The 23624-nt window shown below is 64.8% G+C and carries 18 protein-coding genes and 2 pseudogenes (1 of these 20 only partly in view); 8 read left to right on the plus strand and 12 right to left on the minus strand.

The window, feature by feature from the left end; genetic code table 11:
* Both B384_RS19360 and B384_RS0116200 read right to left on the minus strand, forming a co-directional pair.
* Positions 1 to 1834: pseudogene (locus tag B384_RS19360) on the minus strand (molybdopterin oxidoreductase family protein) (it extends 316 nt beyond the left edge of the window).
* A 5-nt stretch (positions 1835 to 1839) separates the two neighbouring features.
* Positions 1840 to 3246, minus strand: a complete 1407-nt coding sequence (locus B384_RS0116200; protein WP_019484144.1) for an MFS transporter — start codon at positions 3244 to 3246, stop codon at positions 1840 to 1842.
* 174 nt (positions 3247 to 3420) lie between these two features.
* Here B384_RS0116200 and B384_RS0116205 point away from each other — a divergent pair, with 174 nt between their 5' ends.
* Positions 3421 to 6270, plus strand: a complete 2850-nt coding sequence (locus tag B384_RS0116205; RefSeq protein WP_019484145.1) for an FAD-binding and (Fe-S)-binding domain-containing protein — start codon at positions 3421 to 3423, stop codon at positions 6268 to 6270.
* On the opposite strand, the gene B384_RS19365 is transcribed toward B384_RS0116205, so the two are convergent.
* Complete coding sequence (locus B384_RS19365) at positions 6271 to 6720, minus strand: pyridoxamine 5'-phosphate oxidase family protein (RefSeq protein WP_019484146.1); 450 nt, start codon at positions 6718 to 6720, stop codon at positions 6271 to 6273.
* Between the two features lie 38 nt (positions 6721 to 6758).
* Positions 6759 to 6995 (minus strand): PLDc N-terminal domain-containing protein, encoded by a 237-nt coding sequence (locus B384_RS0116215; protein ID WP_019484147.1) that lies wholly within the window; start codon positions 6993 to 6995, stop codon positions 6759 to 6761.
* A gap of 87 nt (positions 6996 to 7082) precedes the next feature.
* On the opposite strand from B384_RS0116215, the gene B384_RS0116220 reads away from it, so the two are divergent.
* The gene (locus B384_RS0116220) at positions 7083 to 9449 is read left to right on the plus strand and encodes a phosphoketolase family protein (protein WP_019484148.1); all 2367 of its coding nucleotides are present in this window, start codon (positions 7083 to 7085) and stop codon (positions 9447 to 9449) included.
* Between the two features lie 49 nt (positions 9450 to 9498).
* Here B384_RS0116220 and B384_RS0116225 read toward each other — a convergent pair whose 3' ends face one another.
* From B384_RS0116225 to B384_RS0116240, 4 genes are all read right to left on the minus strand, one after another.
* Positions 9499 to 10350, minus strand: a complete 852-nt coding sequence (locus B384_RS0116225) for a universal stress protein (protein ID WP_019484149.1) — start codon at positions 10348 to 10350, stop codon at positions 9499 to 9501.
* On the minus strand, positions 10347 to 10799 hold the full coding sequence (locus B384_RS0116230) for a universal stress protein (RefSeq protein ID WP_019484150.1): 453 nt from the start codon (positions 10797 to 10799) through the stop codon (positions 10347 to 10349). Before B384_RS0116230 ends, B384_RS0116225 begins: the two co-directional genes overlap by 4 nt.
* A gap of 126 nt (positions 10800 to 10925) precedes the next feature.
* Positions 10926 to 12578: a SulP family inorganic anion transporter gene (locus tag B384_RS0116235; RefSeq protein WP_019484151.1), complete on the minus strand. Its 1653-nt coding sequence runs from the start codon at positions 12576 to 12578 to the stop codon at positions 10926 to 10928.
* Positions 12575 to 12964, minus strand: coding sequence for an ArsR/SmtB family transcription factor (locus tag B384_RS0116240; protein WP_019484152.1), 390 nt, complete (start codon positions 12962 to 12964; stop codon positions 12575 to 12577). The genes B384_RS0116235 and B384_RS0116240 overlap by 4 nt, the downstream gene beginning before the upstream one ends.
* A 140-nt stretch (positions 12965 to 13104) precedes the next feature.
* On the opposite strand from B384_RS0116240, the gene B384_RS0116245 reads away from it, so the two are divergent.
* The 4 genes from B384_RS0116245 to B384_RS0116260 all read left to right on the plus strand — a co-directional run bounded on the left by B384_RS0116245 (position 13105) and on the right by B384_RS0116260 (position 18068).
* The gene (locus B384_RS0116245; protein ID WP_019484153.1) at positions 13105 to 15606 is read left to right on the plus strand and encodes an HAD-IC family P-type ATPase; all 2502 of its coding nucleotides are present in this window, start codon (positions 13105 to 13107) and stop codon (positions 15604 to 15606) included.
* A gap of 73 nt (positions 15607 to 15679) precedes the next feature.
* A complete protein-coding gene (locus tag B384_RS0116250; RefSeq protein ID WP_019484154.1) occupies positions 15680 to 16138 on the plus strand; it encodes a universal stress protein in 459 nt (152 codons plus the stop codon).
* On the plus strand, positions 16135 to 17184 hold the full coding sequence (locus tag B384_RS0116255; RefSeq protein ID WP_019484155.1) for an NAD(P)-dependent alcohol dehydrogenase: 1050 nt from the start codon (positions 16135 to 16137) through the stop codon (positions 17182 to 17184). The genes B384_RS0116250 and B384_RS0116255 overlap by 4 nt, the downstream gene beginning before the upstream one ends.
* A complete protein-coding gene (locus B384_RS0116260) occupies positions 17181 to 18068 on the plus strand; it encodes a universal stress protein (protein ID WP_019484156.1) in 888 nt (295 codons plus the stop codon). Before B384_RS0116255 ends, B384_RS0116260 begins: the two co-directional genes overlap by 4 nt.
* On the opposite strand, the gene B384_RS20315 is transcribed toward B384_RS0116260, so the two are convergent.
* Entirely contained in the window at positions 18019 to 18468 is a 450-nt protein-coding gene (locus B384_RS20315) for a pyridoxamine 5'-phosphate oxidase family protein (RefSeq protein WP_116777953.1), read from the minus strand. The two genes, B384_RS0116260 and B384_RS20315, sit on opposite strands and share 50 nt — an antisense overlap.
* A 136-nt stretch (positions 18469 to 18604) precedes the next feature.
* Between B384_RS20315 and B384_RS0116265 the strand changes: the two genes are divergently transcribed.
* A complete protein-coding gene (locus tag B384_RS0116265) occupies positions 18605 to 20272 on the plus strand; it encodes a GAF domain-containing sensor histidine kinase (RefSeq protein WP_019484157.1) in 1668 nt (555 codons plus the stop codon).
* A gap of 151 nt (positions 20273 to 20423) precedes the next feature.
* Here B384_RS0116265 and B384_RS0116270 read toward each other — a convergent pair whose 3' ends face one another.
* Positions 20424 to 21080, minus strand: coding sequence for a response regulator (locus B384_RS0116270; RefSeq protein WP_019484158.1), 657 nt, complete (start codon positions 21078 to 21080; stop codon positions 20424 to 20426).
* 182 nt (positions 21081 to 21262) lie between these two features.
* On the opposite strand from B384_RS0116270, the gene B384_RS0116275 reads away from it, so the two are divergent.
* The gene (locus B384_RS0116275; RefSeq protein WP_019484159.1) at positions 21263 to 22363 is read left to right on the plus strand and encodes an SDR family oxidoreductase; all 1101 of its coding nucleotides are present in this window, start codon (positions 21263 to 21265) and stop codon (positions 22361 to 22363) included.
* A gap of 1 nt (position 22364) precedes the next feature.
* Here B384_RS0116275 and B384_RS19370 read toward each other — a convergent pair.
* Both B384_RS19370 and B384_RS21220 read right to left on the minus strand, forming a co-directional pair.
* Positions 22365 to 23412: pseudogene (locus B384_RS19370) on the minus strand (LLM class flavin-dependent oxidoreductase).
* Positions 23413 to 23483: 71 nt separating this feature from the next.
* On the minus strand, positions 23484 to 23615 hold the full coding sequence (locus tag B384_RS21220) for a putative transporter small subunit (RefSeq protein ID WP_019484161.1): 132 nt from the start codon (positions 23613 to 23615) through the stop codon (positions 23484 to 23486).
* Positions 23616 to 23624: the final 9 nt, after the last annotated feature.

The following is a 23624-nucleotide window of genomic DNA, read 5'->3' on the forward strand; positions in this document are numbered from 1 at the left end:
CGGACACCCGCCGCGTCTGGGTGCCGGACTGGTAGTGCTCAAGGAGACGGCCGGTCGCGAGGAGCAGCGGCGCGGGAACATTGGAGCCGATCGTTGCGGCCTGCGGAGCGACCCGGACCAGGGCGGCGCGGCCGCCCGGATGCGCGAATGCATCGAGGAAGAGCCGGGGCGTGCCGGTGCCCCCCATCGGGTAGGGCCAGTAGGCAGCTGTCCCGCCGTCGAGCAGATCGTAGTCAAGCCCTGAGTAGTCGGCCAAGCCACCGGCGCTGGCACGGGCGAGCTCGTTGAACATCGTCTCGGGGTCCTCACTGAACAGCGAAGGGGCCTCCAGGAGCCGCGCGAGTTCCTGCATGATCCAGAGCTCACTGCGGGCACTTTCCGGAGGTGCCACGGCCGCCCTGCGGCGGAGGACGCGGCCCTCAAGATTGGTGATAGTGCCCTCTTCCTCGGCCCACTGCAGGACCGGAAGGACGACGTCGGCCAGCGCGGCGGTCTCGGACAGGAAAAAGTCGGAAACGACGAGCAGGTCCAGTGAGCGCAGACCGTCGATGACCGTCGTCGCGTTCGGCGCCGAGACGGCAATGTTTGCCCCGTGCACGAAGAGGCACCTGACGCCGTCCGGGCGGCCCAGTGCAGCGAGGAGTTCGACGGCGGGAAGTCCCGGCCCGGGGATCGCATCCTCGGGCACTCCCCACACGTTGGCGATGTGGGCGCGGCCGGCCGGGTCGGTGATCTTCCGGTAGCCGGGCAACTGGTCGGCTTTCTGGCCGTGCTCGCGACCGCCCTGGCCGTTGCCCTGCCCGGTCAGCGTCCCGTAGCCGCTGTGGGAGGTGCCGGGCAGCCCGAGGAGTAGGGCGAGGTTGATGGCCGCCGTCGTGGTGTCCGTGCCATCAGCGTGTTGTTCGATGCCCCTGCCGGTGAGAATGTAGGCGCCCGGACCGCCGTCGGCTCCGCTGCGTGCGCCGCGCGCCAGCAGCCGTGCAGTCGCCCGGATGGACGCAGCAGGAACGCCCGTGAGGCTCTGAACGCGCTCGGGCCACCAGCGCGCGAGCCCGCGGGCGACGTCGTCGTACCCAATGGTCCGTTCCTCAAGGAACGCGCGGTCCTCCAGGCCCTCGGCGACCACCACGTGGGCGAGTCCGAGGAGGAGGGCGAGGTCAGTGCCGGGGGTGGGCTGCAGGTGGATGCCCTTGCCCTGGTCAGCGAGGCGGGCCGTCGCGGACCGTCGGGGGTCGACGACAACGAGCCCGCCCGCACCCCGGGCGCCGCGGAGGTGCTGCACAAAGGGCGGCATCGTGTCAGCTGCATTCGAACCGAGGAGGAGGATCACCGAGGCAGCGTCGAGGTCCTCGAGAGGGAAGGGGAGGCCGCGGTCGACGCCGAACGCCCGGTTCCCGGCTGCCGCAGCGGACGACATGCAGAACCGACCGTTGTAGTCGATGCGGGAGGTGCGCAGGGCGAGGCGGGCGAACTTGCCGAGCGTGTAGGCCTTCTCGTTGGTGAGGCCTCCGCCGCCGAACACCGCGACGGCGTCCCGTCCATGAGCAGCCTGGATGGTGCGGACGCGGTTGCTGATGAGCTGCAGGACGTCATCCCAGGGGGCCTCCCGCAGGACGCCGTCGCTGCCGCGGAGCAGCGGCGCGGTCAGGCGATCCGGGTGGCGGAGCAGGTCGGCTGCCGACCAGCCCTTCCGGCACAGGCCGCCCCTGTTGGTGGGAAAATCGCGGCCGGCGACCGTAGCCCCACCGCCGGCGGTGGACGCGCTGACAGTCATCGCGCATTGCAGTGCGCAGTAGGGGCAGTGCGTTTGCTGTCCGGGGCCGGTTTGCTCCATGGTGGTCAAACCTTGCCGAGGGTCGAGGAGCGGCGAAGGTAGAAGAACCAGGTGACGACGAGCATCAGCACATACCCGCCGACGAAACCGTAAAAGGCGAAGTCGTAACTGCCGGAGGCACCCTTCGATGCGTTGAGGACCTGCGGGATGAGGAAGCCTCCGTAGGCGCCGATCGCCGAGATGAGGCCGAGTGCTGCCGCGGATTTGCGCGCGGTGCTGACTGATTCGCGCAGGTCTGTCTGTCCTGCCACGGCTCCCCTCACCGCGAAAATTATGGGGATCATCCGGTAGGTGGCGCCATTGCCGGTTCCAGCAGCGGCGAAGAGGACGAGGAAGAGGCCGAGGAAGAGCCAGAAGTTGGCGAGCGGAAGAGTCCAGACAACCGTGAGGGCGACCGCGGCCATGACGGCGAAGGCTGCGACGGTGATCAATGCTCCGCCGAAACGATCGGCGAGGCGGCCGCCGAAGGGCCGGGCGAGGGATCCAACCAGCGGTCCGAGGAACGCCAGAGACAGGGTCACCGGTCCCATCGCGAGGGTGGAAAAGGCGGGGAACGAGTCGACGATCAGTTTCGGGAACACCCCAGCGAACCCGATGAAGGATCCGAAGGTGCCGATGTAGAGCAGGGACATGATCCAGAAGTGCGGTTCGCGAAGGGCCGCGAGGGAACCCGCAATGTCGCTTTTCGCGTTGGATAGGTTGTCCATGTACTTCCAGGCGCAGAAGGCCGCGATGAGAATTAGCGGCACCCAGAGCCAGCCGGCCAGCGGAAGGTTCAGGGTAGCGGCAGCGCCCAGCGCGACGGCGATCGGTACCACCAGCTGTGCGACGGCGGCACCCAGGTTTCCTCCGGCGGCGTTCAGGCCGAGCGCCCAGCCCTTTTCACGGGCAGGGTAGAAATAGGTGATGTTCGCCATCGAGCTGGCGAAGTTGCCACCACCAAACCCTGCCAGTGCTGCGACAGCGAGCAGCACGCCGAAGGGCGTGTCCGGGTTCGAGACGCAGACAGCCAACCCGATGGTGGGAATCAGGAGAAGCAGGGCGGAGATAACCGTCCAGTTCCTGCCGCCAAATCGCGGCACCATAAAGGTATAGGGGATCCGGAGGGTCGCCCCGACGAGAGACGGCATGGAGATCAACCAGAAGATCTGCGAGGTCGAGAGGGTGAAACCGGCTGCCGGTAGGTACACGACAACGATCGACCACAGTTGCCACACCACGAACCCGAGGAATTCGCACATGATGGACCACTGCAGGTTGCGCTTGGCAATGGACTTGCCCACAGTGTTCCACTGCGTGGTGTCCTCGGCGTCCCAGTTGTCGATCCACCGGCCGGGCCGGTGCAGGAGTGTTGGCGCGGTCGTGGCGGGTCGAGCACTCAGGTCCGCCGGTGCTGCTTCGTCAATGCTCACGGAGACCTCCAGGGTTGGTGTTCCTACTTCCCCTGACGATACGGAGCCCGCGTTTCCACTCATGGCGTGCCACGTAAACGCTCCGTGACGTTCACCTATCCGGACTGGAATGGCTTTGTGAGAACTTCTACGCCATGAATCATGGGACCCTGAATGATGAGTAACATGTTACTCATGGCAATGACGCTCACAGCACCCACCTCCCTGGTCGTTGAACTTCAGTCCAGGGGAGTCTCCGACGTGCGGATCGACGCAACGTCCCGGGCGACCTACTCATCCGACGCGTCCCTGTACCGGGTGCAGCCGACGGCGGTGGTCTTTCCCCGGCACCTCGACGAGGTCCTCGCGACGCTCGAGGTCTGCCGGGAGCGCGGCATCCCCTTCACCTCCCGCGGCGCCGGCACATCCCTGGCTGGCAACTCCATTGGCACCGGAGTGGTCATCGACTTCAGCCGCCACCTCAATAGAGTCCTGGAGTTCGACGCCGAAACCCGCACCGCCGTCGTCGAACCCGGCGCCGTCCACGCCACGCTCCAGACGGTGGCCCTAGCGAACGGGTTGCGCTTCGGCCCCGACCCGTCCACCCACACCCGCTGCACCGTCGGCGGGATGATCGGCAACAACGCCTGCGGGTCCCGCGCGCTCGCCTACGGACGCACCGCCGACAACGTGACCCACCTCGACGTGGTTACCGGGTCCGGCGCCAGGCTTTATCTCGACGCGCAGGGCACGCCGTCGTCGTCGGAGACCGACGCGCTGCGCTCGCTGGTGGCCGCAGAACTGGGCACCATCAGAACCGAACTCGGCCGCTTCGGCCGGCAGGTCTCCGGGTACTCCCTCGAACACCTGCTCCCGGAACGTGGGTTCGATCTCCGCCGGGCGCTGGTCGGCAGCGAAGGGACGCTCGCCGTCGTGCTTGAAGCGGGAGTGCGGCTGGTCGCTGACGCACCGCACAAGACCATGGTGGTGCTCGGGTTCGAGACCATTGGCGACGCCGGCGACGCCGTCACCAGCGTCCTACCCTTCAAGCCCACCGCCTGCGAGGGCCTGGACTCGCGGATCGTCGACGTGGTTCGCACCCGAAAGGGCCCGCAGGCGGTGCCCGAACTGCCCGGCGGCGCGGCCTGGCTGTTCGTCGAAATCTCCGGGGACGACGCCGTCGACGTCGCCGACCGCGCGGGTCGCCTCAGCGCCATTGCGCAGGCTAAACATGCCCGCATCATCACCGACCCGCGGGAGGCGCTGGCGCTGTGGCGGATCCGTGAGGACGGCGGCGGACTCGCTGGCCGCTCACCGGCGGGCGCCCCCGCCCACGCCGGGTGGGAAGACGCAGCCGTCCCGCCTGAACGGCTGGGTGATTACCTCCGCGAATTCGACGAACTACTCCTAACCCACCACCTCACCGGGTTCCCGTTCGGGCACTTCGGCGACGGCTGCGTCCACATCCGTCTCGACTTCCCGCTGGCACACCATGGCACCACGGTGTTCCGGGAGTTCCTCACCGACGCGGCGAAGCTGGTGGCCCGCTACGGCGGCTCGCTCTCCGGGGAACACGGCGACGGCCGCGCCCGCAGCGAACTCCTGCCCTACATGTATTCTCCCGCCGCCATCGCGCTCTTCGGGAAGGTCAAGGGCATCCTCGACCCGGACAACATCCTCAACCCCGGGATCCTCGTCAATCCTGAGCCACTCGACGCGAACGTGCGGGTGGCGGAAGCGGGGCCGTTACGGTCGAGGCTCGGTTTTGGTTACCTACACGACGACGGCGATTTCAGCCAGGCGGTGCACCGCTGCACCGGGGTGGGGCTGTGCCGGGCGTCGCACGCGGACAACAGCTCGGTGATGTGCCCGTCATATCTCGCGACGCGTGAGGAAAAGGATTCCACCCGCGGCCGGGCACGGGTGCTGCAGGAAATGATCAACGGGTCAGTCACGGGTGGCGCCAAGGGCGGGGCACCGAACTGGCGTGCGCCAGAGGTGCACGACGCCCTGGACCTCTGCCTCTCCTGCAAGGGCTGTGCCTCGGACTGCCCCACCGGTATCGACATGGCCGCCTACAAGGCCGAGGTGCTGCATCAGAGCTTCCAGGGTCGGATCCGGCCGGCCTCGCACTACTCGTTGGGTTGGCTGCCCCGGTGGGCGAAACTGGCATCACTCGCCCCGCGCCTGGTAAACGCTTTGGTCCGGTTGCCTGGTGCCCGCCAGTTGGGGCTCCGGCTGGCGGGCGTCGACCAGCGGCGGTCCATCCCGGCGTTCGCACCGCAGACCTTTCACTCCTGGTTCAACGCGCGTCCCGCCGCTCCGTCTGGTGACAGGCCACCGGTGCTCCTCTGGGCGGATTCGTTCACCAACAACTTCTCCCCGGAAGTGGGACAGGCCGCGGTACGCGTCCTGGAAGCCGCCGGCTACCAGGTCAGGATCCCCGACGCACCGGTGTGCTGCGGCCTCACCTGGATTTCGACCGGCCAGCTCGACTCGGCCCGGAAGATCCTGCGGTCAAGTGTCACCGTGCTTGGCGCGTCGGTGGACCAGGGGATTCCGATCGTGGGTCTTGAACCGTCCTGCACCGGCGTACTTAGGTCCGACGCCGTCGAGCTGCTCGGACAGGCGACGGCCGGCCGGGTGGCCACCGCCACCCACACCCTCGCCGAGTTCCTCGCGAAGACCCCCGACTACACCCCACCGTCATTGGAAGGAACCACTGTTGTTGCGCAGCCGCACTGCCATCACCACGCGGTAATGGGCTGGAGCCCCGACGCAGCACTCCTTGAAGGTGCCGGTGCCACGCTTCAGAAACTCGGCGGGTGCTGCGGGCTGGCAGGCAACTTCGGTGTGGAGCGGGGGCACTACGAGATCTCGGTGGCTGTGGCGGAGCAGCAACTCCTGCCTGCTGTGCGGGGGGCAGCTGACGACGACGTCGTGCTGGCCGACGGCTATTCCTGCCGGACCCAGCTGGAGGACCTCAGCGAGCGCCGCGGCATCCACCTGGCGCAGTTGCTGGACCCCGCGAGGACCGCTGACTAGCTAGTGGGCCGGGTGGACCCGCCGCCCACTAACCTTTTGCGCGGTGATGCCGAAGAACACGTTCCGTTGGCCGGGCGCCCAGGGCTCGTCGGCGCGGCTGCCCCAAAGGGTCTTCAGCAGCTCCGGATCGTTGATGCGTTCCAGAGTGCCGTTGACCAGAATGGTCCAGCCACGGCGCGTGACGGTATCAAGGTGGTCCAGCTGGAATGCCGCCCGCTCCAGCTGCCTGGTGGCAATGACCCCCTCCTCGGCGGTACGAAAGTACACGGCGCGGTCATGAATGATGCAGTTCAACGGAAAAATGGTGACCAACCCGTCATGCAGGAACCCGATCCGCCCGGTTGTCTGCCCCGCCATCAACGCCCAGCATTCGTCGGCGTTCAGCTGCTCGGACGCACGCAAGAGGCCGGGGGTGTCCCAGAACTCGTCGTTAACGGTGGGCATGCTCATGAGGGCCTTCTTTCGCGAGGGCTGATCGGGTTCAGGAATTAGCGGCGGATCCCTTTGAGGAAGTAGAGGACCGGGCCGATGAAGTTGATCGCGATGATCGCAGTCCACATCAGCTTGGGCCCGTTCACCTGAGCTGCTGGCCGTTTGGCCAGGTCAGTCCACGCGGTGGCCGCGAGTGAAAGCTGGATGGAACCCATCACCAGGGTGACCGTCTGCTGCCGGGCGGTGAGGTCGCTCCACTTCCGGGACTTCTTACCTTTGTGCTTGGTATCCATCTGCCCACCGTAGTCTCAGGGACTACCAGCGGATAAGGGTCTTTCGGCACTGGATCAGGTGCCATTCGGGGGCGCAGGCTTAAATTCATGAGCCAGCAGCCGGTCCTGAATCCTGCCCAATTATCGAACATCCACGCCTGGTGGCGTGCAGCCAACTATCTCTCGGTGGGGCAGATCTACCTGATGGACAACCCGCTCCTGAGGGAGCCACTGCAGCCCAAACACATCAAGCCCCGGTTGCTCGGCCACTGGGGGACCACCCCGGGGTTGAACTTCATTTACGCGCACCTGAACCGGGCCATCATGGCCCGGGATCTGGACATGATCTACATCATGGGGCCAGGCCACGGCGGCCCTGCGGCTGTCGGATCGGCCTGGCTCGAGGGAACGTACAGCGAAACGTACCCGGATATTTCCTGGGATGGGGCCGGGATGCGGCGCCTCTTCCACCAGTTCTCCTTCCCCGGCGGGATCCCCAGCCACGTGGCTCCGGAAACTCCTGGCTCAATCCACGAGGGCGGCGAGCTGGGTTACGCCCTGTCCCACGCCTACGGAGCCGCATTCGACAACCCGGACCTCACGGTCGCGGCGATCATCGGCGACGGCGAAGCGGAGACCGGCCCGCTCGCGGCCAGCTGGCACTCCAACAAGTTCGTCGATCCCCGACGGGATGGGGCGGTGCTGCCGATCCTGCACCTGAACGGCTACAAGATTGCCAACCCCACGATTCTGGCCAGAATCAGCCATGCAGAACTGGACGGATTGCTGCGCGGCTACGGCCACACCCCGTACTACGTGGAAGGCTCCGACCCGGAACAAATGCACCAGGACTTTGCCCGCGTGCTGGATACCTGCCTCGATGAGATCCGGAACATTCAGAGCCGGGCACGCACCGAGGGTGAAACCGAGCGCCCGCTGTGGCCCATGATCGTGCTGCGCTCGCCGAAGGGCTGGACCGGACCCGCCGACGTCGACGGCGTCAAAGTGGAAGGCACCTGGCGTGCACACCAGGTGCCCTTCAGCGGCGCCCGCGAAAACCCGGCGCACCGCGAGATCCTGGAGAAGTGGCTGCGCAGCTACCGGCCGGAGGAACTGTTCGACGACGATGGCGTGCCGGTTCCCGCCATCCGCGGCCTTCACCCGGAAGGCGCGCGACGGATGAGCGCCAATCCCCACGCCAACGGGGGGATTCTGCTCCGGGACCTGCAGATGCCAGACTTCCGTGATTACGCGGTTTCCATCGGATCGCCGGGAACCGGGGCCGTCGAATCGACGAGGGTGCTCGGAACTTTCCTCCGGGACGTCATGACCGGCAACATGGAGTCCTTCAGGGTCTTCGCCCCGGACGAAAACAACTCCAACCGGTTGGACAACGTGCTCGAAGCCACGGACAGGACCTGGAACGCCGACGTCGTCCCAGGGGATGACCATCTTGCGCCGGACGGCAGGGTGATGGAAATCCTGTCCGAACACACGTGCCAGGGCTGGCTGGAAGGGTATCTCCTCTCCGGCAGGCACGGCTTCTTCTCCTGCTATGAAGCATTCATCCACGTGGTCGATTCGATGTTCAACCAGCACGCCAAATGGCTGAGCACCACCAACGACATCCCGTGGCGCCGGCCCGTCGCCTCGTTGAATTACCTGCTGACGTCCCACGTCTGGCGTCAGGACCACAACGGTTTCTCGCACCAGGACCCCGGCTTCATTGACCATGCGGTCAACAAGAAAGCCGACGTGATCCGCGTGTACCTTCCACCGGACGCCAACACCCTGCTATCCGTCGCCGACCACTGCCTGCGCAGCCGCCAGTACGTGAACATCATCGTGGCAGGCAAGCAGCCTCAACTGCAGTATCTGGACATGGAGTCAGCAATCCAGCACTGCATCAAGGGCGTCGGTATCTGGGAGTGGGCGAGCTCCGACGCAGGGCAGGAGCCCGACGTCGTCATGGGTTGCGCCGGTGACGTGCCGACGATGGAGACCCTCGCCGCCGTCGAGATCCTGCAACACCACTTCCCTGACCTGCGGATCAGGGTGGTCAATGTGGTGGACCTGATGCGGCTCCAGGACCAGAGCAGCCATCCGCATGGGCTCTCCAGCGTGGAGTTCGATGCCGTATTCACCCAGGACAAACCTGTCATCTTCGCCTACCACGGCTACCCCTGGCTGATCCATCGGCTGACCTACCGCCACACGAACCACAACAACTTCCACGTGCGCGGCTACAAAGAAGAGGGCACCACGACCACGCCATTCGACATGTGCGTGATGAACCAGATTGACCGGTTCAATCTGGCCATCGACGTCATCGACCGGGTGCCCCGGCTCCGGGACGTTTCCTCCCATGTCAGGGAAGAGCTTAAGGACAAATTGATCCAGCACCATCAGTACATCAGGACGGCTGGTGAGGATCTGCCGGAGGTCAGGAACTGGCAGTGGACGGCTGGTTCCTAGCCAGGGTGGGCCATGCCCACCCTGGCCAGGGTGGGCATGGTCCGCCGCCCTAGGTCCGGGGGCGCCGGGAGATCAGAATGTTCCCCTTGGCATGATGAAGAATGGCTTGGGCCGTCGAACCGACAGCACCCATAAAATTGCCCTGCCCCGTCTCGCCTACCACCACAATGCGCGCGGACTCGGCCGCTTCCAGGATTGTGCCGGCCACCGAATGGCCAGTCACCAACACGGATTCGATCTCCACGCCCGGGGCGGCGGCGCGGGCTCGAAGCGCGGCGGCGGCGAGGATCTGCATAGCTCTCACATCCGAGCCGGGGTAGGAGTGATTCCGTCCGAACAGGCGGATGTCGTCGCGCACGTGCATGAGCTTTAGCGGAGCTTTCCATAGGGCGGCGAGGGCGATGGCGTCGTCCAGTGCAGTATCGCTTTTCGGGGAGCCATCAAGGCCGATCAGCACTGATCCGGTTGCATCGGCTTGCTGACGCACCACCACCACAGGACAGGACGCCGTATTAGCGAGTTTGAGGCTGACCGAACCGACCAGCAGGCCCATGAACCCACCCAGTCCGCGGCTTCCGACCACCACCAGGTGGGCGTTGCGTGACATCCGGTCCAGGATTGCCGATGAAACCCCCGAGATGAGGCTCGCCTTCAGGTCCAGCTCGGGAGCGAGACGTCGCGCTTCGGCTTCCCCCTCTGCGACGATCGCCTCCGCCGCATGCCGCAATCCGCTGTCGGCGACGCCCTCGACCGGCCCCAGATCGTCAGTGAACAGGGGCCAGATCCAGCAGTGCACCAGATGGAGGGTGCGGTGCTCCAGCATCGCCTGCGCCACCGCCCACTCGAGTGCTGTGCGGGACTGAGCTGAACCGTCGTAGCCAACAACGATGCTGTTCTTCATTCATTACTACTTTCATTAGGGGGTGATGTTTCCGGGCCATGGGCGATCAGTACCGGACAGGATGCATGCTCGGCGACGGCGGAACTCACTGATCCCAGAAGCAGTCCGACAAAACCGCCGTGTCCCCGACTCCCGACGATCAGCATCTGCGCGGCACGACTCTCGTCAATCAGCACTCCGGCTGGTGGGCCCTGCCGGGTCAGTGCCGTGACATGGGCGGGCGGTTCGCCGTCGAACGCTTTCTCCAACGCATTGGACAGGATGGTTTTGGCAACGCTCTTTGGATCCCACCCGGAGACCGGGAATTCGTAGTAGGTGAAGGGGACCTGCCAGGCGGCAATAGCCCGGATCGAGGTGGCGACGGTTGGTACAAGCCGCTCCGCCCACTGCAGTGCGAGAACTGACGATGGTGAGCCGTCGACCCCGACGACGATGTACTTGTCTTCCATGGTTGCCCCCTCTTGTTGTCCTCCCACCATGCATCAGGAAGCCGGCCGGGGCCAGAGGCTTTGGTCCCGGCCTTCAATACTGCGGGACGCTGCCTCAGAGGGACGCTGCCTCAGAGGGACGCTGCCTCAGGGGGTGGTGTCCGGCGCCTCCCGGTTTCGGGCGACGTGGCTGCGGGCATGTTCCACGGCGGGTTCCAGGGCGGTAAAGAGGTGGTTGTGGTGACGAAGAGATTCAAGGACGCCAACCCGGGTAATGAGTCGCAGATGACGATCCTGGACTCCCTTGACCAGAACTGTAATGCCGCGGCGCTCCAGGGTATTGACGAGATCCGCGATCACCCTTGCGCCGGTCGCATCCAGCGACTGCAGCTGAGACATTCGAATGATCACCACCTCAACATTTTCGATGTCGCTGACCCGTTCCAGGACCCGCTCGGCGGCAGCAAAGAAAAGAGCTCCCTCGATCCGGTAGACGGCGATCCTTGAGTCGCCGTACTGGACTGGACCGGAGATTTCCTCCCGGTGCACCCCGCCGGACTTGACCAGGGCACGTAGGGCGAAGAACGCGGCCACCAGCACGCCGATTCCCACCGCCTGGATCAGATCGAAGGAAACCGTGACGACTGCTGTCACGATCAGGACCACAGTGTCTCCGCGGGTTGAGCCCACCACGCTGCGCAGGGTGGAAAGTGAGACCATCCGGACGGCCGTCACCATCAGCACTCCAGCCAGGGCAGCCAGGGGGATGCGCGCCACGGGGCCGGTCGCCAGATAGACCACAAAGAGCAAAACGAAGGCGTGCGTGATTGCCGCAAACCGGGTGCGCCCTCCCGAGCGGATATTCACGGCTGAGCGGGCAATCGCACCGGTGGCGGGCATGCCACCGAAAAACCCGGACGCCACCGATGCCAGGCCCTGGCCGAAAAGCTCCCGGTCCGCGTCATAGGAGCCGGTGTCGGAGATCGAGGTGGCAACCCGGGCGGAAAGCAAGGACTCGATCGCCGCGAGAATGGCGATGGTTGCTGCCGGTCCGGTCAGTACAATCACCAATTCCCAGTCCCAGCCCGGCACCGTGGGTGCCGGCAGGGAATCGGGGAGGGCCCCGATCCGCGCGACCGGCATCGCCAGCAGTTCAGCCATCACACTCGCTGCGATGATGGCGATAAGGGAGCCCGGAAGGCGATGGTGGAGCCGCGGTGCGCCGATCATGATGAGAGCCACCACCGCAACGAGCGCCCCGGCTGCCAGAAACTCGGCCGTTGAGGCGGTCCCTGCGGCCTGAAGTGCAGAAACGGCCGCATTGCTGCTTGGCCCCGCATCCTCACCGATGGCGGCTGGCACCTGCTGCAGGAAGATAATGATGGCGATGCCGAGGGTGAAGCCCTCAATGACGGGCCACGGCAAGAACGAGACCACCCGTCCCAGTTTCAACACACCCGCCGCGACCACCATCACGCCGGCGAGGACGCTCACCAAGGCCAGCGCCTCGATCCCATGCGAGGCGATGACTGGACCCAACACCACGACCATCGCACCGGTAGGACCGGACACCTGAACGTGGGAGCCTCCGAAGATTGCCGCCACCAGACCCGCTACCACTGCGGTGATGAGGCCACTGGCGGCGCCCGCGCCGGAGCTGACCCCGAACGCGAGCGCCAACGGCAGTGCCACAATTCCGACCGTCAGGCCAGCGATGAGGTCACCCCGCCAGGTCCGGGGCAGCTGGGCGTAGTCCCGAACCGAAGGGAGCAGTGCCCGGACTGTTGGGAGGATCCTCATCTGTTGTCTCCGTCGACAGTGGTGGATCCGGTGGCCGTCGAGTACTCAAGGTCTTCCTTCGTGGCGTTGAGCACGTTCTGGAGGAGTCCCCGGGCTACCGCGAGCAGTTCCGCCGCCAGCGGATCGGCAAGGGTGTAGAACTGCTGGAGTCCGCGCCGCTCCGACTTCACCAGTCGGTAGCGTCGCAGCACCGACAGGTGCTGGGAGAGATGAGAGGCCTCCAAGCCTGTCGCCGTCAACAGATCCGAGACCGAGACCTCGGGTGCGGAAGAGAGAAGTTCCAGGACGCGGATCCGGACGGGATGGGCGAGTCCCTTGAAGAGGTTCGCCTTTACTTCGTAGAGGGGTGCGCGGAAGTCGGCGTACTCCGGTGGTGAATCCTTCATTGACCTTCACTCCAACTAATTGACTATTTGATGATTCTATCATTCAAGAGGGGTACAAAGACCCTTACTCAGCGAAGCCGTCAGAGTCCACACTGGAGAAAGCTGCTGCAATCCTGCCGTGCTGACGAGAGAGGTACCCCATGGAAGCAGCTGAAGCAGTGGATCAACGCCACAAGGGCCAATCGGGCCCCAAACACTTGGCGCAGGTCGCCGAACGAACAGGGCTCTCCGCCGCCGACGTCGCTGTCCGTGTCGAATCCGGTCAGACCAACAACGTCCCGGACCAATCGAGCCGTAGCCTTTGGGACATCTTCAGGGCCAACGTCCTGACGCTCTTCAACGCCATTGTTGCGGGCAGCTTTTTACTGCTCCTCTTCCTCGGACAGTGGCGGGATGCACTGTTCGGGTTCGCTGCAGTCGGCAACGCGCTGATCGGCGTCGTGCAGGAGTTCAAAGCCAAGAAATCCCTTGACCGTCTCGCGGTTCTGAACGCCCCGCGGGCGAGGGTCCTCAGGGACAGCACGGTCCAGGACGTCGACGTCAAAGACGTCGTCAAGGACGACATTCTGGTACTCCGCGCCGGGGATCAGGTCCCCGCCGATGCGGTGATCCTGGAGGCCGAGGGTCTTGAGATCGACGAATCTTTGCTGACCGGAGAATCAGAACCTGTCGACAAGGTGATCGATGATGAGGTGTTGTCGGGCTCCAGCGTTGTGAGCGGGCAGGCCTGGGCGATAGTCAACCGAGTCGGCGCTGACTCCTTCTCCAGCCGTCTGACCGCCGAAGCCAAACGCTTCTCCCTGGTTCACTCAGAAATCCGGCAGGGCCTGAATCAGGTCCTGCGTTGGATCACCTTCGCGCTGCTGCCCGTGATGGCCATTGTGGTCAACGGTCAGATGCAAAGCCAGGGCGGATGGGAACAGGCGATCACCACCGGCGCCTGGAGAACAGGCGCGGTGGGCGCCGTCGCCAGCGTCATCGCCATGATCCCCTTGGGGCTGGTGCTCATGACAAGCGTCGCCTTTGCCGTGGGAGCCGTACGCCTGGCCCAGCAGAACGTGCTCATTCAGGAACTGGCGGCTGTCGAGGGACTGGCCCGGGTGGACGTCCTATGCCTCGACAAGACAGGAACGTTGACCGCGGGGAAGATCGTCTTCGACGAGGTTCACAAAATTGGGACCGCCCCCCAGGAGGGATGGAAACAGGCTCTTGGCTGGTTCGGGGCAGACCCGAACGCCAACGCCACCGCCCGGTGTCTGGCTGACGCCTTCGACGACGACGGTTCGCTCAGCCCGGTCGCATCGGTGCCGTTCTCCTCTGCACGGAAATGGAGTGCGGTCAGTTTTCCCGACGGCACTCCAGCAGCCGGAGCGTGGCTCCTGGGCGCCCCGGAGATCGTGCTGGAGTCGAGCACGTCGAGCACGTCGAGCACCCCGGCGGCACGGGAAGCGCTGGACGCCGCCTCGCGTCTTGCTGGTTCCGGTCTGCGCACCCTCGTTCTGGCTTATGCACCCACTCCACCAGCGGTCCAGAATGATGATGAAGCGGTGCTTCCAGCCGACCCCGCCCCGGTGGCCCTGTTGACCTTTCGTGAGCAGGTCCGGTCAGACGCCGCCCAGACGCTCGCCTACTTCACGGAGCAGGGCGTCTCGCTGAGGATCATCTCCGGTGACGACCCCCGAACCGTCGCAGCGGTCGCACGGGAGGTGGGCGTGGCCACGGACGCAGGCTTCGACGCCCGGGAGCTTCCCGAAGATCCCGAGGAGTTGGCCGAAGTGATGCAGCACCACACGGTCTTTGGCCGGGTGACGCCGGCCCAGAAGAAGGGCATGGTCATTGCCCTGCAACGTCGCGGGCACGTTGTGGCGATGACCGGCGACGGCGTCAACGACGCGCTCGCCCTGAAGGAAGCCGACATTGGTATTGCCATGGACTCGGCCGCCGCCGCCACAAAGGCCGTCTCACGGCTGGTGCTGCTGGATGGTCGGTTCGACCGGCTCCCGGGCGTCGTCGCCGAGGGGCGCCGGGTGATCGCCAACATTGAACGCGTATCGATGCTGTTTTTGGCCAAAACGGCCTACGCGGTCATTCTCTCGATAACCTTCGGAGCGCTGCTCTGGGACTTCCCCTTCCTGCCCCGGCAGCTGTCGGCCACTGATGGAATCACCATTGGTATTCCTGCGTTCTTCCTGGCGTTGATGCCCAACACCCGCCGCTACCGCAGCGGATTCTTGAAGCGTTCCCTGTCCTTTGCCATACCGGCGGGGCTCATCATTGCGCTCGCCGTCGTCGCCATCAACACTTATTCGCGGTGGACAGACACCGGCACCACCGCTGAGGTGCGGACCGCCGCAGCTCTGGTTTTGGCGTTGATCGCACTATGGGTGTTGGTTGTCCTGTCACGTCCGCTGAACCGCTGGCGGGTGCTGATCATCGGGGCGATGTTCGTGGGGCTGGGGCTGGTGCTGACGGTGCCCCTGCTCAGCGACTTCTTCGACTTCACCGTGCCGGGGTGGAACCATCTCGTGGCGTCGGGCGTCGTCGCACTGCTGGGTGGAATAGCTATTGAAATCCTGTTCCGGCACCACCGGCGGCTCCTCGCCGCGCCCGATGACACCCCAGAACGGGCCCTAAGACCCTAACGCTCACGAGCAGGTGCGGGTGAGACTGAAGGAAGCAGCTGCAACCTTGCCGCGCTGACACGGGAGGCACATCATGGAAGCATCTACCTCACCCCGCATCGTCGTCGGAGTTGACGGCTCCGAGCAATCGATTGCCGCACTGCGTTTCGCCCGGAAACTTGCACCACCATTCAACGCGGTGATCCAGGCGGTCAGCACCTGGGATTACCCGCCAGAGTACGCCGGCTATGTGCCGATCGGTAGCGACAACTTCGAGGAAATCACCCACAAACACCTCGATACTGCTGTGCAATCAGCGTTCGGGGATGACCCGCCTGAGGGGTTGGAGAAGGTCGTACTCTTTTCCCACCCGTCCAAAGGGCTGGTCAAGGCGGCTGAGGGAGCGGTGATGCTCGTCCTGGGACGCCGTGGGCACGGTACTTTCAGAGGCCTGCTCATGGGATCGGTCAGTGGCGCCTGCGTGGCCCACGCAAAATGCCCTGTCCTCGTGGTCGAGGGTTCAACAGGGGAAATGCCCGAGGATCACGCGTGAGGGCGCTGCATTATCGCACAGTCGGATCGGCCCCTGAACTCGTTGACATTCCCACCCCAGTCCCCGGACCCGGACAAGTCCTGCTGCGCGTAACCGCGGCCGGTGTCTGCCATTCCGACCAATTCATCATGGATCTTCCCGCGGACCAGTACATCTATGGTCTGCCGCTCACGCTTGGCCACGAGGGCGCAGGCACCGTCGAATCCTGGGGTGCCGGGGTAACCGGGCTCCAGGTGGGTGACTCCATGCTCGTCTACGGTCCGTGGGGTTGCGGGCGCTGCTATACCTGCGCCCAAGGCAACGAGAACTACTGCGAGGTAGCGGCAGAGCAGGGGATCGCACCCCCGGGCCTCGGCGCGCCGGGCGCCATGGCCGAGTTCATCCTGGTCGACGACCCCCGACATCTGGTGCCCCTCGGCGACCTCGACCCGGTGGCCAGCGTGTCACTCACCGATGCCGGGTTGACCCCGTACCACGCCATCAAGCAGAGCCTGCCGAAACTGGTCCCAGGCTCGACGGCGGTGGTCATCGGCGTAGGCGGGCTCGGCCACGTCGGTGTCCAGATCCTTCAGGCGCTGAGCGCGGCGACCATCATCGCCATTGACACCTCAGAGCAGAAACGTGCTCTCGCGCTCGACGTCGGCGCCGACCATGTGCTGGCCCCCGGGGAGGAGGCCGAGGCGCAGATCCGGACTCTTACCGGCGGCAAGGGTGCCACCGCGGTCTTCGACTTTGTGGGTACTCCCGTCACCACGGGGTTCGCGTCCCGGGTGGTCGGAATCGGTGGGGACATTGCCGTTGTGGGGGTTGGAGTGGGCACCGTCGACGTCGGTTTCTTCTCCACGCCGTGGGACGCCCAGGCACGTGCCCCCTACTGGGGATCCAGAGCAGAGCTGATGGAAGTGGTGGAACTGGCTCGAGTGGGGAAAATCCACGTCGAGTACGAGCAGTTTTCTTTGTCCGATGGACCTACGGCCTATGAGCGGCTCCGGGCCGGAACGCTTCGCGGCCGCGCGGTCATCGTCCCCGAAAGCACCACCTCGTGAGCGACACAGCAGGCGCTGACTTCGCCGAGGACCGGCCCATCGTCGTCGCCTTCCGGGACGGGCTGACCGGCCCGGCGCTTCTGCGCTGGGCCGTGCGGCGCGGCCACCAAACCGGGCAGCACATTACGATGCTGCATGCCCTTCCCGACCCGTCACTCATGCTCCCCGTGGCAGCGGGTGGGACACCGTACGGCAGCCTGATCGCTGCGGCTCGCCAGGCGCTCGATGAGGAGTCCCGGAAGGTGTGCGCCGACTATCCCGACGCACACGTCACCGCCAACGTGCATTGCGGCGACATCGTGGACGCCCTGGTCAGCCTCTCCGAGGATGCATCGCTCCTCGTTGTTGGTGCTGACCGGCTGGACGGAAAGACGGGCGAATACCTCGGATCCGTCGGGCAGCAGGTAGCGCTCGGCAGCACCTCTCCGGTAGCAGTGATCCCGCGTGACCCCAGCGCCGGCTCCGACAACGACGGCGACGTGGTGGTGGGTGTCGATGGCTCGGCGGAATCGCACGACGCGTTGCGCGTGGCAGCGGCCGAAGCCAGCCGGTCGGGTCACGGGCTCAAAGTCGTCACCTCAGCGACAGATACCACAGCTCCGGAGGTCAGCGGAACCGCTTCGGTGCTCGCGCAACTGAAGGTGACCTATCCGTCGCTCACCGTAACAAGGGTTCTCGATGACGAGCGGCCACCCGTGGAGTCCCTCCTGTTCCACGCCGCTGACGCGTTCCTGCTGGTGATTGGGCGGCACGGTCGGGGTGCCCGACCGGGAATTATGCTGGGCTCAGTGACTCACACGCTGCTGCTAGCTCCACCGTGCCCCACCCTGGTGGTTACTCTTCGCTCGCTACCGGCATCTCCTGCAGCTGGGGGGCAGGCGTAACGTCGAAGCTCCGACCGGTGACACTCGTGGGCACTATCCGCATAAAGCGGTCCTTCCGCCCGGGCTCCCACGGGTGTAGAGGAAGGTGGATCGTGGACATCAGTTCGGCGGTGCGTTGAATGGTTGATGCATTCCCTTTGATGACCACGCTCCAGGCTCGTGACCCGTCCTGCAGGACACCATCGGCCTCGAACGCCACCGGAGCGCCTTCGGCTGCCCGCTGTTTTGATCCCTCAGAGGTACGGAACACCAGCGTTCCGTGGTCTACCTGCGCATTGATGGGGAAAATTTCGGGCTGTCCGTCGACGCACAGGGCCATCCGACCGTAGGCGGTGCCGCGCAATAGCTCCCAACAGGTGTGGGCCGGTAAAACGGATGTGGGTGTATTCTCGGAGTCCATAGCCCGACAGTAAGGTCGGACGCCCCGCACCACTAGGGCCGGAAGACCTAATCCGCCGGGTCAGCCTCTGTATGCTCCTTCATTTTCACCACGACAACGAATCGAAGGCCAGGGTTCAACTCACTGGAGTCGCACAATGAGTCCCATCCGAACCACCCCAGTCACAGATCCCGATGACGTGCCCCCTCCGCTGAAGTCCGCGGGGGAAATTGACCATCTGCTGGCAGGATTCGCTGCCATCGCGGAAAACCAGGGTCTGCAGACCGTGCTGGAACGGGTGGTGGAGGCGGCCTGCCGGCTGGTGGACGCGAAGTACGCGGCCCTTGGTGTTATCGGTCCGGACGGAGTGCTGAGTCATTTCATCACCGTGGGCCTCGACGGGGACCAGATCAGCCAGATCGGTGCACTGCCCGTAGGACACGGGGTGCTCGGGCTGCTTATCAGCGAGCCGAAACCACTTCGCCTCGAAGACCTCCGCCAACACCCCGCATCCTTCGGGTTCCCAGCGGGTCATCCCCAGATGACGTCCTTCCTCGGTGTGCCGATCAGGGTGCGCGACACGGTCTTCGGCAACCTGTATCTGACCGAAAAGAACGGCGGTGGGGACTTCTCCCAGTCCGATGAGGATCTGACGGTTGCCCTCGCGGCGGCGGCCGGGGTGGCCATCGAAAACATGCGCCTCTTCGAAGCTGAGACGAGACGTTCCCGATGGCTGGAATGCGGACAGGATGCGGTTCAGGCGCTCCTGAACTCCTCCTCGGAGCTGAACCTCAGCGATGTGGAGATCGTTGCCGAACACGCGAAGGCTGCCTCCGGCGCATCCCTAATCCTCATCCTTACCCGGATGGCGCCCGACGAGGCCTTGTATTGCGAGGTGGCTCTCGGCCTGCACGGCGACAGTTTTCGCGGGCGGCTTGTGGGTGACGGGACGGCCCTCCGCAAGGTAACGCTTCCGTTCAGGGATACAGCAGTTCTCAACGGGCGCGACCTCCAGGACGTGCTGCCCAACTCAGAGCCCGATGTGTTCGACGCCGCCATGTACACCCGGATCACCGACCGGGGCAGCCACGCCCGGTTCCTGGTCATTGCCCGCACCAAGGATGATCCGCCGTTTTCGCCCGTGGATCAGCGAATGGTTGCCGCGTTCGCCTCCCAGATTTCCACGGCCCTGGAACTGACCCAGATGCAGATCCAGCGCGAACAGGACGCCGTCTTCGGAGACCGGGACCGGATTGCCCGGGACCTCCACGACCTGGTCATTCAGCGGATGTTCGCCGCCGGACTCAGTATTCAGAGTCTTCGAAAGCATGTGGTCGGGGAGGAGCCCCTCGCCCGGATCGCTTCCGTCACTACTGAGCTCGACGCGACTATCGGTGAGCTGAGGGCCACGATCTACTCGCTGCAATCGGTGACGAACAGCGAGGACAGTCTGAGCTCACGGATCCTCGCGCTTGTCCGCCGGTCCCTCGACGGTTCCGACGTCGAACCGGTCATCCACTTCTCCGGACCACTCGACACCGTGGTCCGGGTGGCGACGGCGGCCCATGTGGAAGCAATCCTTCGGGAAGCACTCTCCAACGCGCTGCAACATTCTCAGGCCACCACCATCATGGTGACGCTGTCTGCGAGCACGGATTCAGTCAACCTGCGGATCGCTGACAACGGCCAGGGATTCGAGCAGACCGGGCGTCGCAGTGGGCTGCGGAACATGCAGCAGCGGGCTGAGGAACTCGGCGGAGAGGTCAGGATCGAATCCTCCCTGGGCCACGGCACCACCATCGACGTGATACTGCCCCTGAGCTGACGATCCGGTGAGCAACCTGGACAGGCCGGGTCAACCTGGGCATTTTGGGTGGAGATTGTGGGCACCGATGTCCAGGTTGCCCACGGGAACGGGTTAGAGGACCGGGACGCGCGGTACGGTCGGGCTGACCGGGGCTGGAGGGCCGGGCGGGCTAGGTGCGCGGGCGCGAAATGTAGACGGCCGCCTGTGTCCGGCGCTGGAACCCGAGTTTTGCCAGCACGGAGGACACGTAGTTCTTGATGGTCTTCTCGGCCAGGAACAGTTCGGCGCCAATTTCCCGGTTGGTCATCCCGGCCCCGATCAGCGCCAGCACCTTCTTCTCCTGGACGGTCAGTCCCGCGAGGCGCGGGTCCTCGGGCTGCACGGCGGTGAAACCGGCAATAACCCGTGCCTTGACGTCCTCATCGAACAGTGACTCCCCGTTGGCTGCACGGCGCACCTTCTCCAGAAGGTCCGATCCGACAATTTCCTTGAGAATGTAGCCGGCAGCGCCAGCCAGGATTGCGCCCCGTACGGCGTCGTCGTCGTCGTAACTGGTGAGGATCACGCACTGCAGCGACGGGTCCACTGACCGGACATCACGGCACACCTCGATCCCGTTTCCGTCGGCGAGGCGGGCATCCAGAATGGTCACATCGGGTGCCAGGGCTGGAATGTGGCGAACTGCCTCAGCAGCAGACCCGGTTTCGCCTATGACAGCAAATCCTTCGCCCTCCAGGAGATCCCGAAGCCCACGTCGGACCAGTTCATGGTCATCCAGAAGGAAGACCGTGACCGGTCGGGTTGGCTCGGGCGTTTCTAGCGTCATCATCGTCTTTCATCATCGGTCAGTTGTTCAATCATCGGTGGCGACACTCTCGAACAGCAGTGCCATAAGACCCGACCACCGGGAATCGGTGCGGAATTATTCGGTGGACCACTGGCTTGCCGTAGATAGGACAGTTCACTCGAGCGGGTGCTGTCACACAAATCGCACCACAAGGAGACCCGATGAGTCACAACGAGCAGGCACCCCTGTCCGACGCGCAAACAGGCGGTATCGCATTGGTAGTCGGCGCCTCCGGCATTGCTGGGTCAGCCCTGGTAGAGAAACTCGCTGGCGAGGGATGGCAGGTGCTCGCCATGTCTCGGAGCGAAGGAACCCCGAAAGCCAACGTGCGGTACGTTCCGGCCGACCTATCCTCGCCCCAGTCGCTGAAGGACGCGCTCGCTGATGTTGCACCCACCCAGGTGTTCTTTACCGCCTGGGCCCGCCAGGACACCGAGGAAGCGAACATCCGGGTGAACGTCGCGATGCTGCGCAACCTCCTGGAGGCTCTGGTCGGAAAGCCGGTGGCGCACGTGGCGTTGATGACCGGGCTGAAGCACTATCTCGGGCCGTTCGAAGCTTACGGCGAGGGCGAGATGCCGGACACGCCGTTCCACGAAGAAGAGCCACGGTTGCCGGTCAACAACTTCTACTACGCGCAGGAGGACGAGCTGTGGGCCGCCGCTGCGGCGCAGGGCTTCACCTGGTCGGTGCACCGCGCGCACACGGTTATCGGGCACGCTGTTGGCAACGCGATGAACATGGGATTGACCCTCTCAGCCTATGCGGCGCTGTGTAAGGAGTCCGGCCGCCCCTTCATTTTCCCGGGCTCTGAAACCCAGTGGAATTCCCTGACTGACATGACCGACGCCGGACTCCTCGCCGACCACATGGTCTGGGCAGCCACGTCGCCTAACGGGGCCAACGAAGCCTTCAACGTGGTCAACGGCGACGTGTTCAGGTGGCGTTGGATGTGGCAGCAACTCGCTGCACACTTTGGGGTCGAAGCCGAAGGGTTCCGAGACCAGCCACGGCCACTCGAGGTCCAGATGGCCGGAGCCGACGCGCAGTGGCAGGAACTCGTCACGGCTCACGGGCTGGCGGAACCGCGCCTGGACCGGGTGGCCTCCTGGTGGCACACCGACGGCGACCTCGGCAGGAACCTTGAGGTAGTCGCCGATATGAGCAAGAGCCGCATCGCCGGTTTTACCGGCTACCGCCGCACGTTCGACGCGTTCACCGACCTCTTCGAGCGCTACCGTGCGGACAAGCTCATCCCCTGAGCTAGCGGCGGGCGGCAGCTTCAAGAGGTGAGGAGCGCCGCCACCCGATAGCTGGGGCCACATGCGCTGCAACGTTCTCCAACAGCTTCGCGTTGTAGTCCACGCCCAACTGGTTGGGGACGGTGAGCATCAGCGTGTCTGCCGACTGGACGGCGGCGTCGTTGGCGAGCTGTTCAGCGATGACGTCCGGCTCCCCGATGTAACTCTTCCCGAACCGGGACAGGGCGCCGTCGAGCACTCCGACCTGGTCGCGGGTTTCCCGCAGGGCGCTCAGCGCAAAGTATTGGCGATCCTCGTCGCTGACCAGCGGAATGACGCTGCGGCTGACCGACACCCTGGGCTCAAAGGTGTGGCCCTGTTCGGCCCAGGTGTCACGGAACATCTGGATCTGCTCGGCCTGCAGCTCGTCGAACGGCACGCCAGTGTCCTCGGTCAACAGGGTGGAGCTCATCAGGTTCATGCCCTGTTCGGCCGCCCAGACAGCGGTCTTCCGGGTGCCGGCGCCCCACCAGATCCGTTGACCCAGACCAGGAGACTGCGGCTGGATGGGCAGCAGACCGCTGCCCATCCGAGGATCGGCCTCGGCAATGCCGGCACCGCTGATTCCGTAGCGGAACACCTCGGTATGGCGGCGTGCCAGGTCGGCGTACTCCTCGCCGTCGACCGGAACGTAGCCGAAGGTCGCGGCGCCATTAACAGCTGGCTCGGGCGATCCCCGGCTGATACCCAACTGCAGCCGGCCGCGGCTGATCAGGTCCGCCGCGGCCGCTTCCTCCGCCATGTAGAGCGGGTTCTCGTACCGCATGTCAATGACGCCGGTGCCGATCTCGATACGGCTGGTGCGGGCGGCGACGGCGGCGAGCAGCGGAAACGGCGAAGCGTGCTGCCGGGCAAAATGGTGCACCCTGAACGATGCCCCCATCAATGCCGATCTCCTCCGCGGCCACCGCCAGGTCGATGGCCTGCAGCAGCGCCTCACCTCCGGTGCGGGTTCGCGATCCCTGCGCGGAGGACCAGTTACCAAAGGATAGAAAACCTATTCGCTTCATACCCGGATCAACCCGTTGCGGTCCCGACGCATTCCCGCTGCTCGTCCAGAGGGATCGCCCCGACCGAGCGACTAGATGATGTTTCGACCGGCCTTCCGGGATTCAGACCAGTCCTTGAAGAAGCCACGGCAGACGGTCCAGAGGACCCCTGCAACGATGACCGGCCAGATCAGCACATACACGGTGAGAAGGATTGTTTCCATGGTGATCTC

The sequence above is a fragment of the Arthrobacter sp. TB 23 genome (assembly GCF_000294595.1).
Taxonomy (GTDB): Bacteria; Actinomycetota; Actinomycetes; order Actinomycetales; family Micrococcaceae; genus Arthrobacter_D.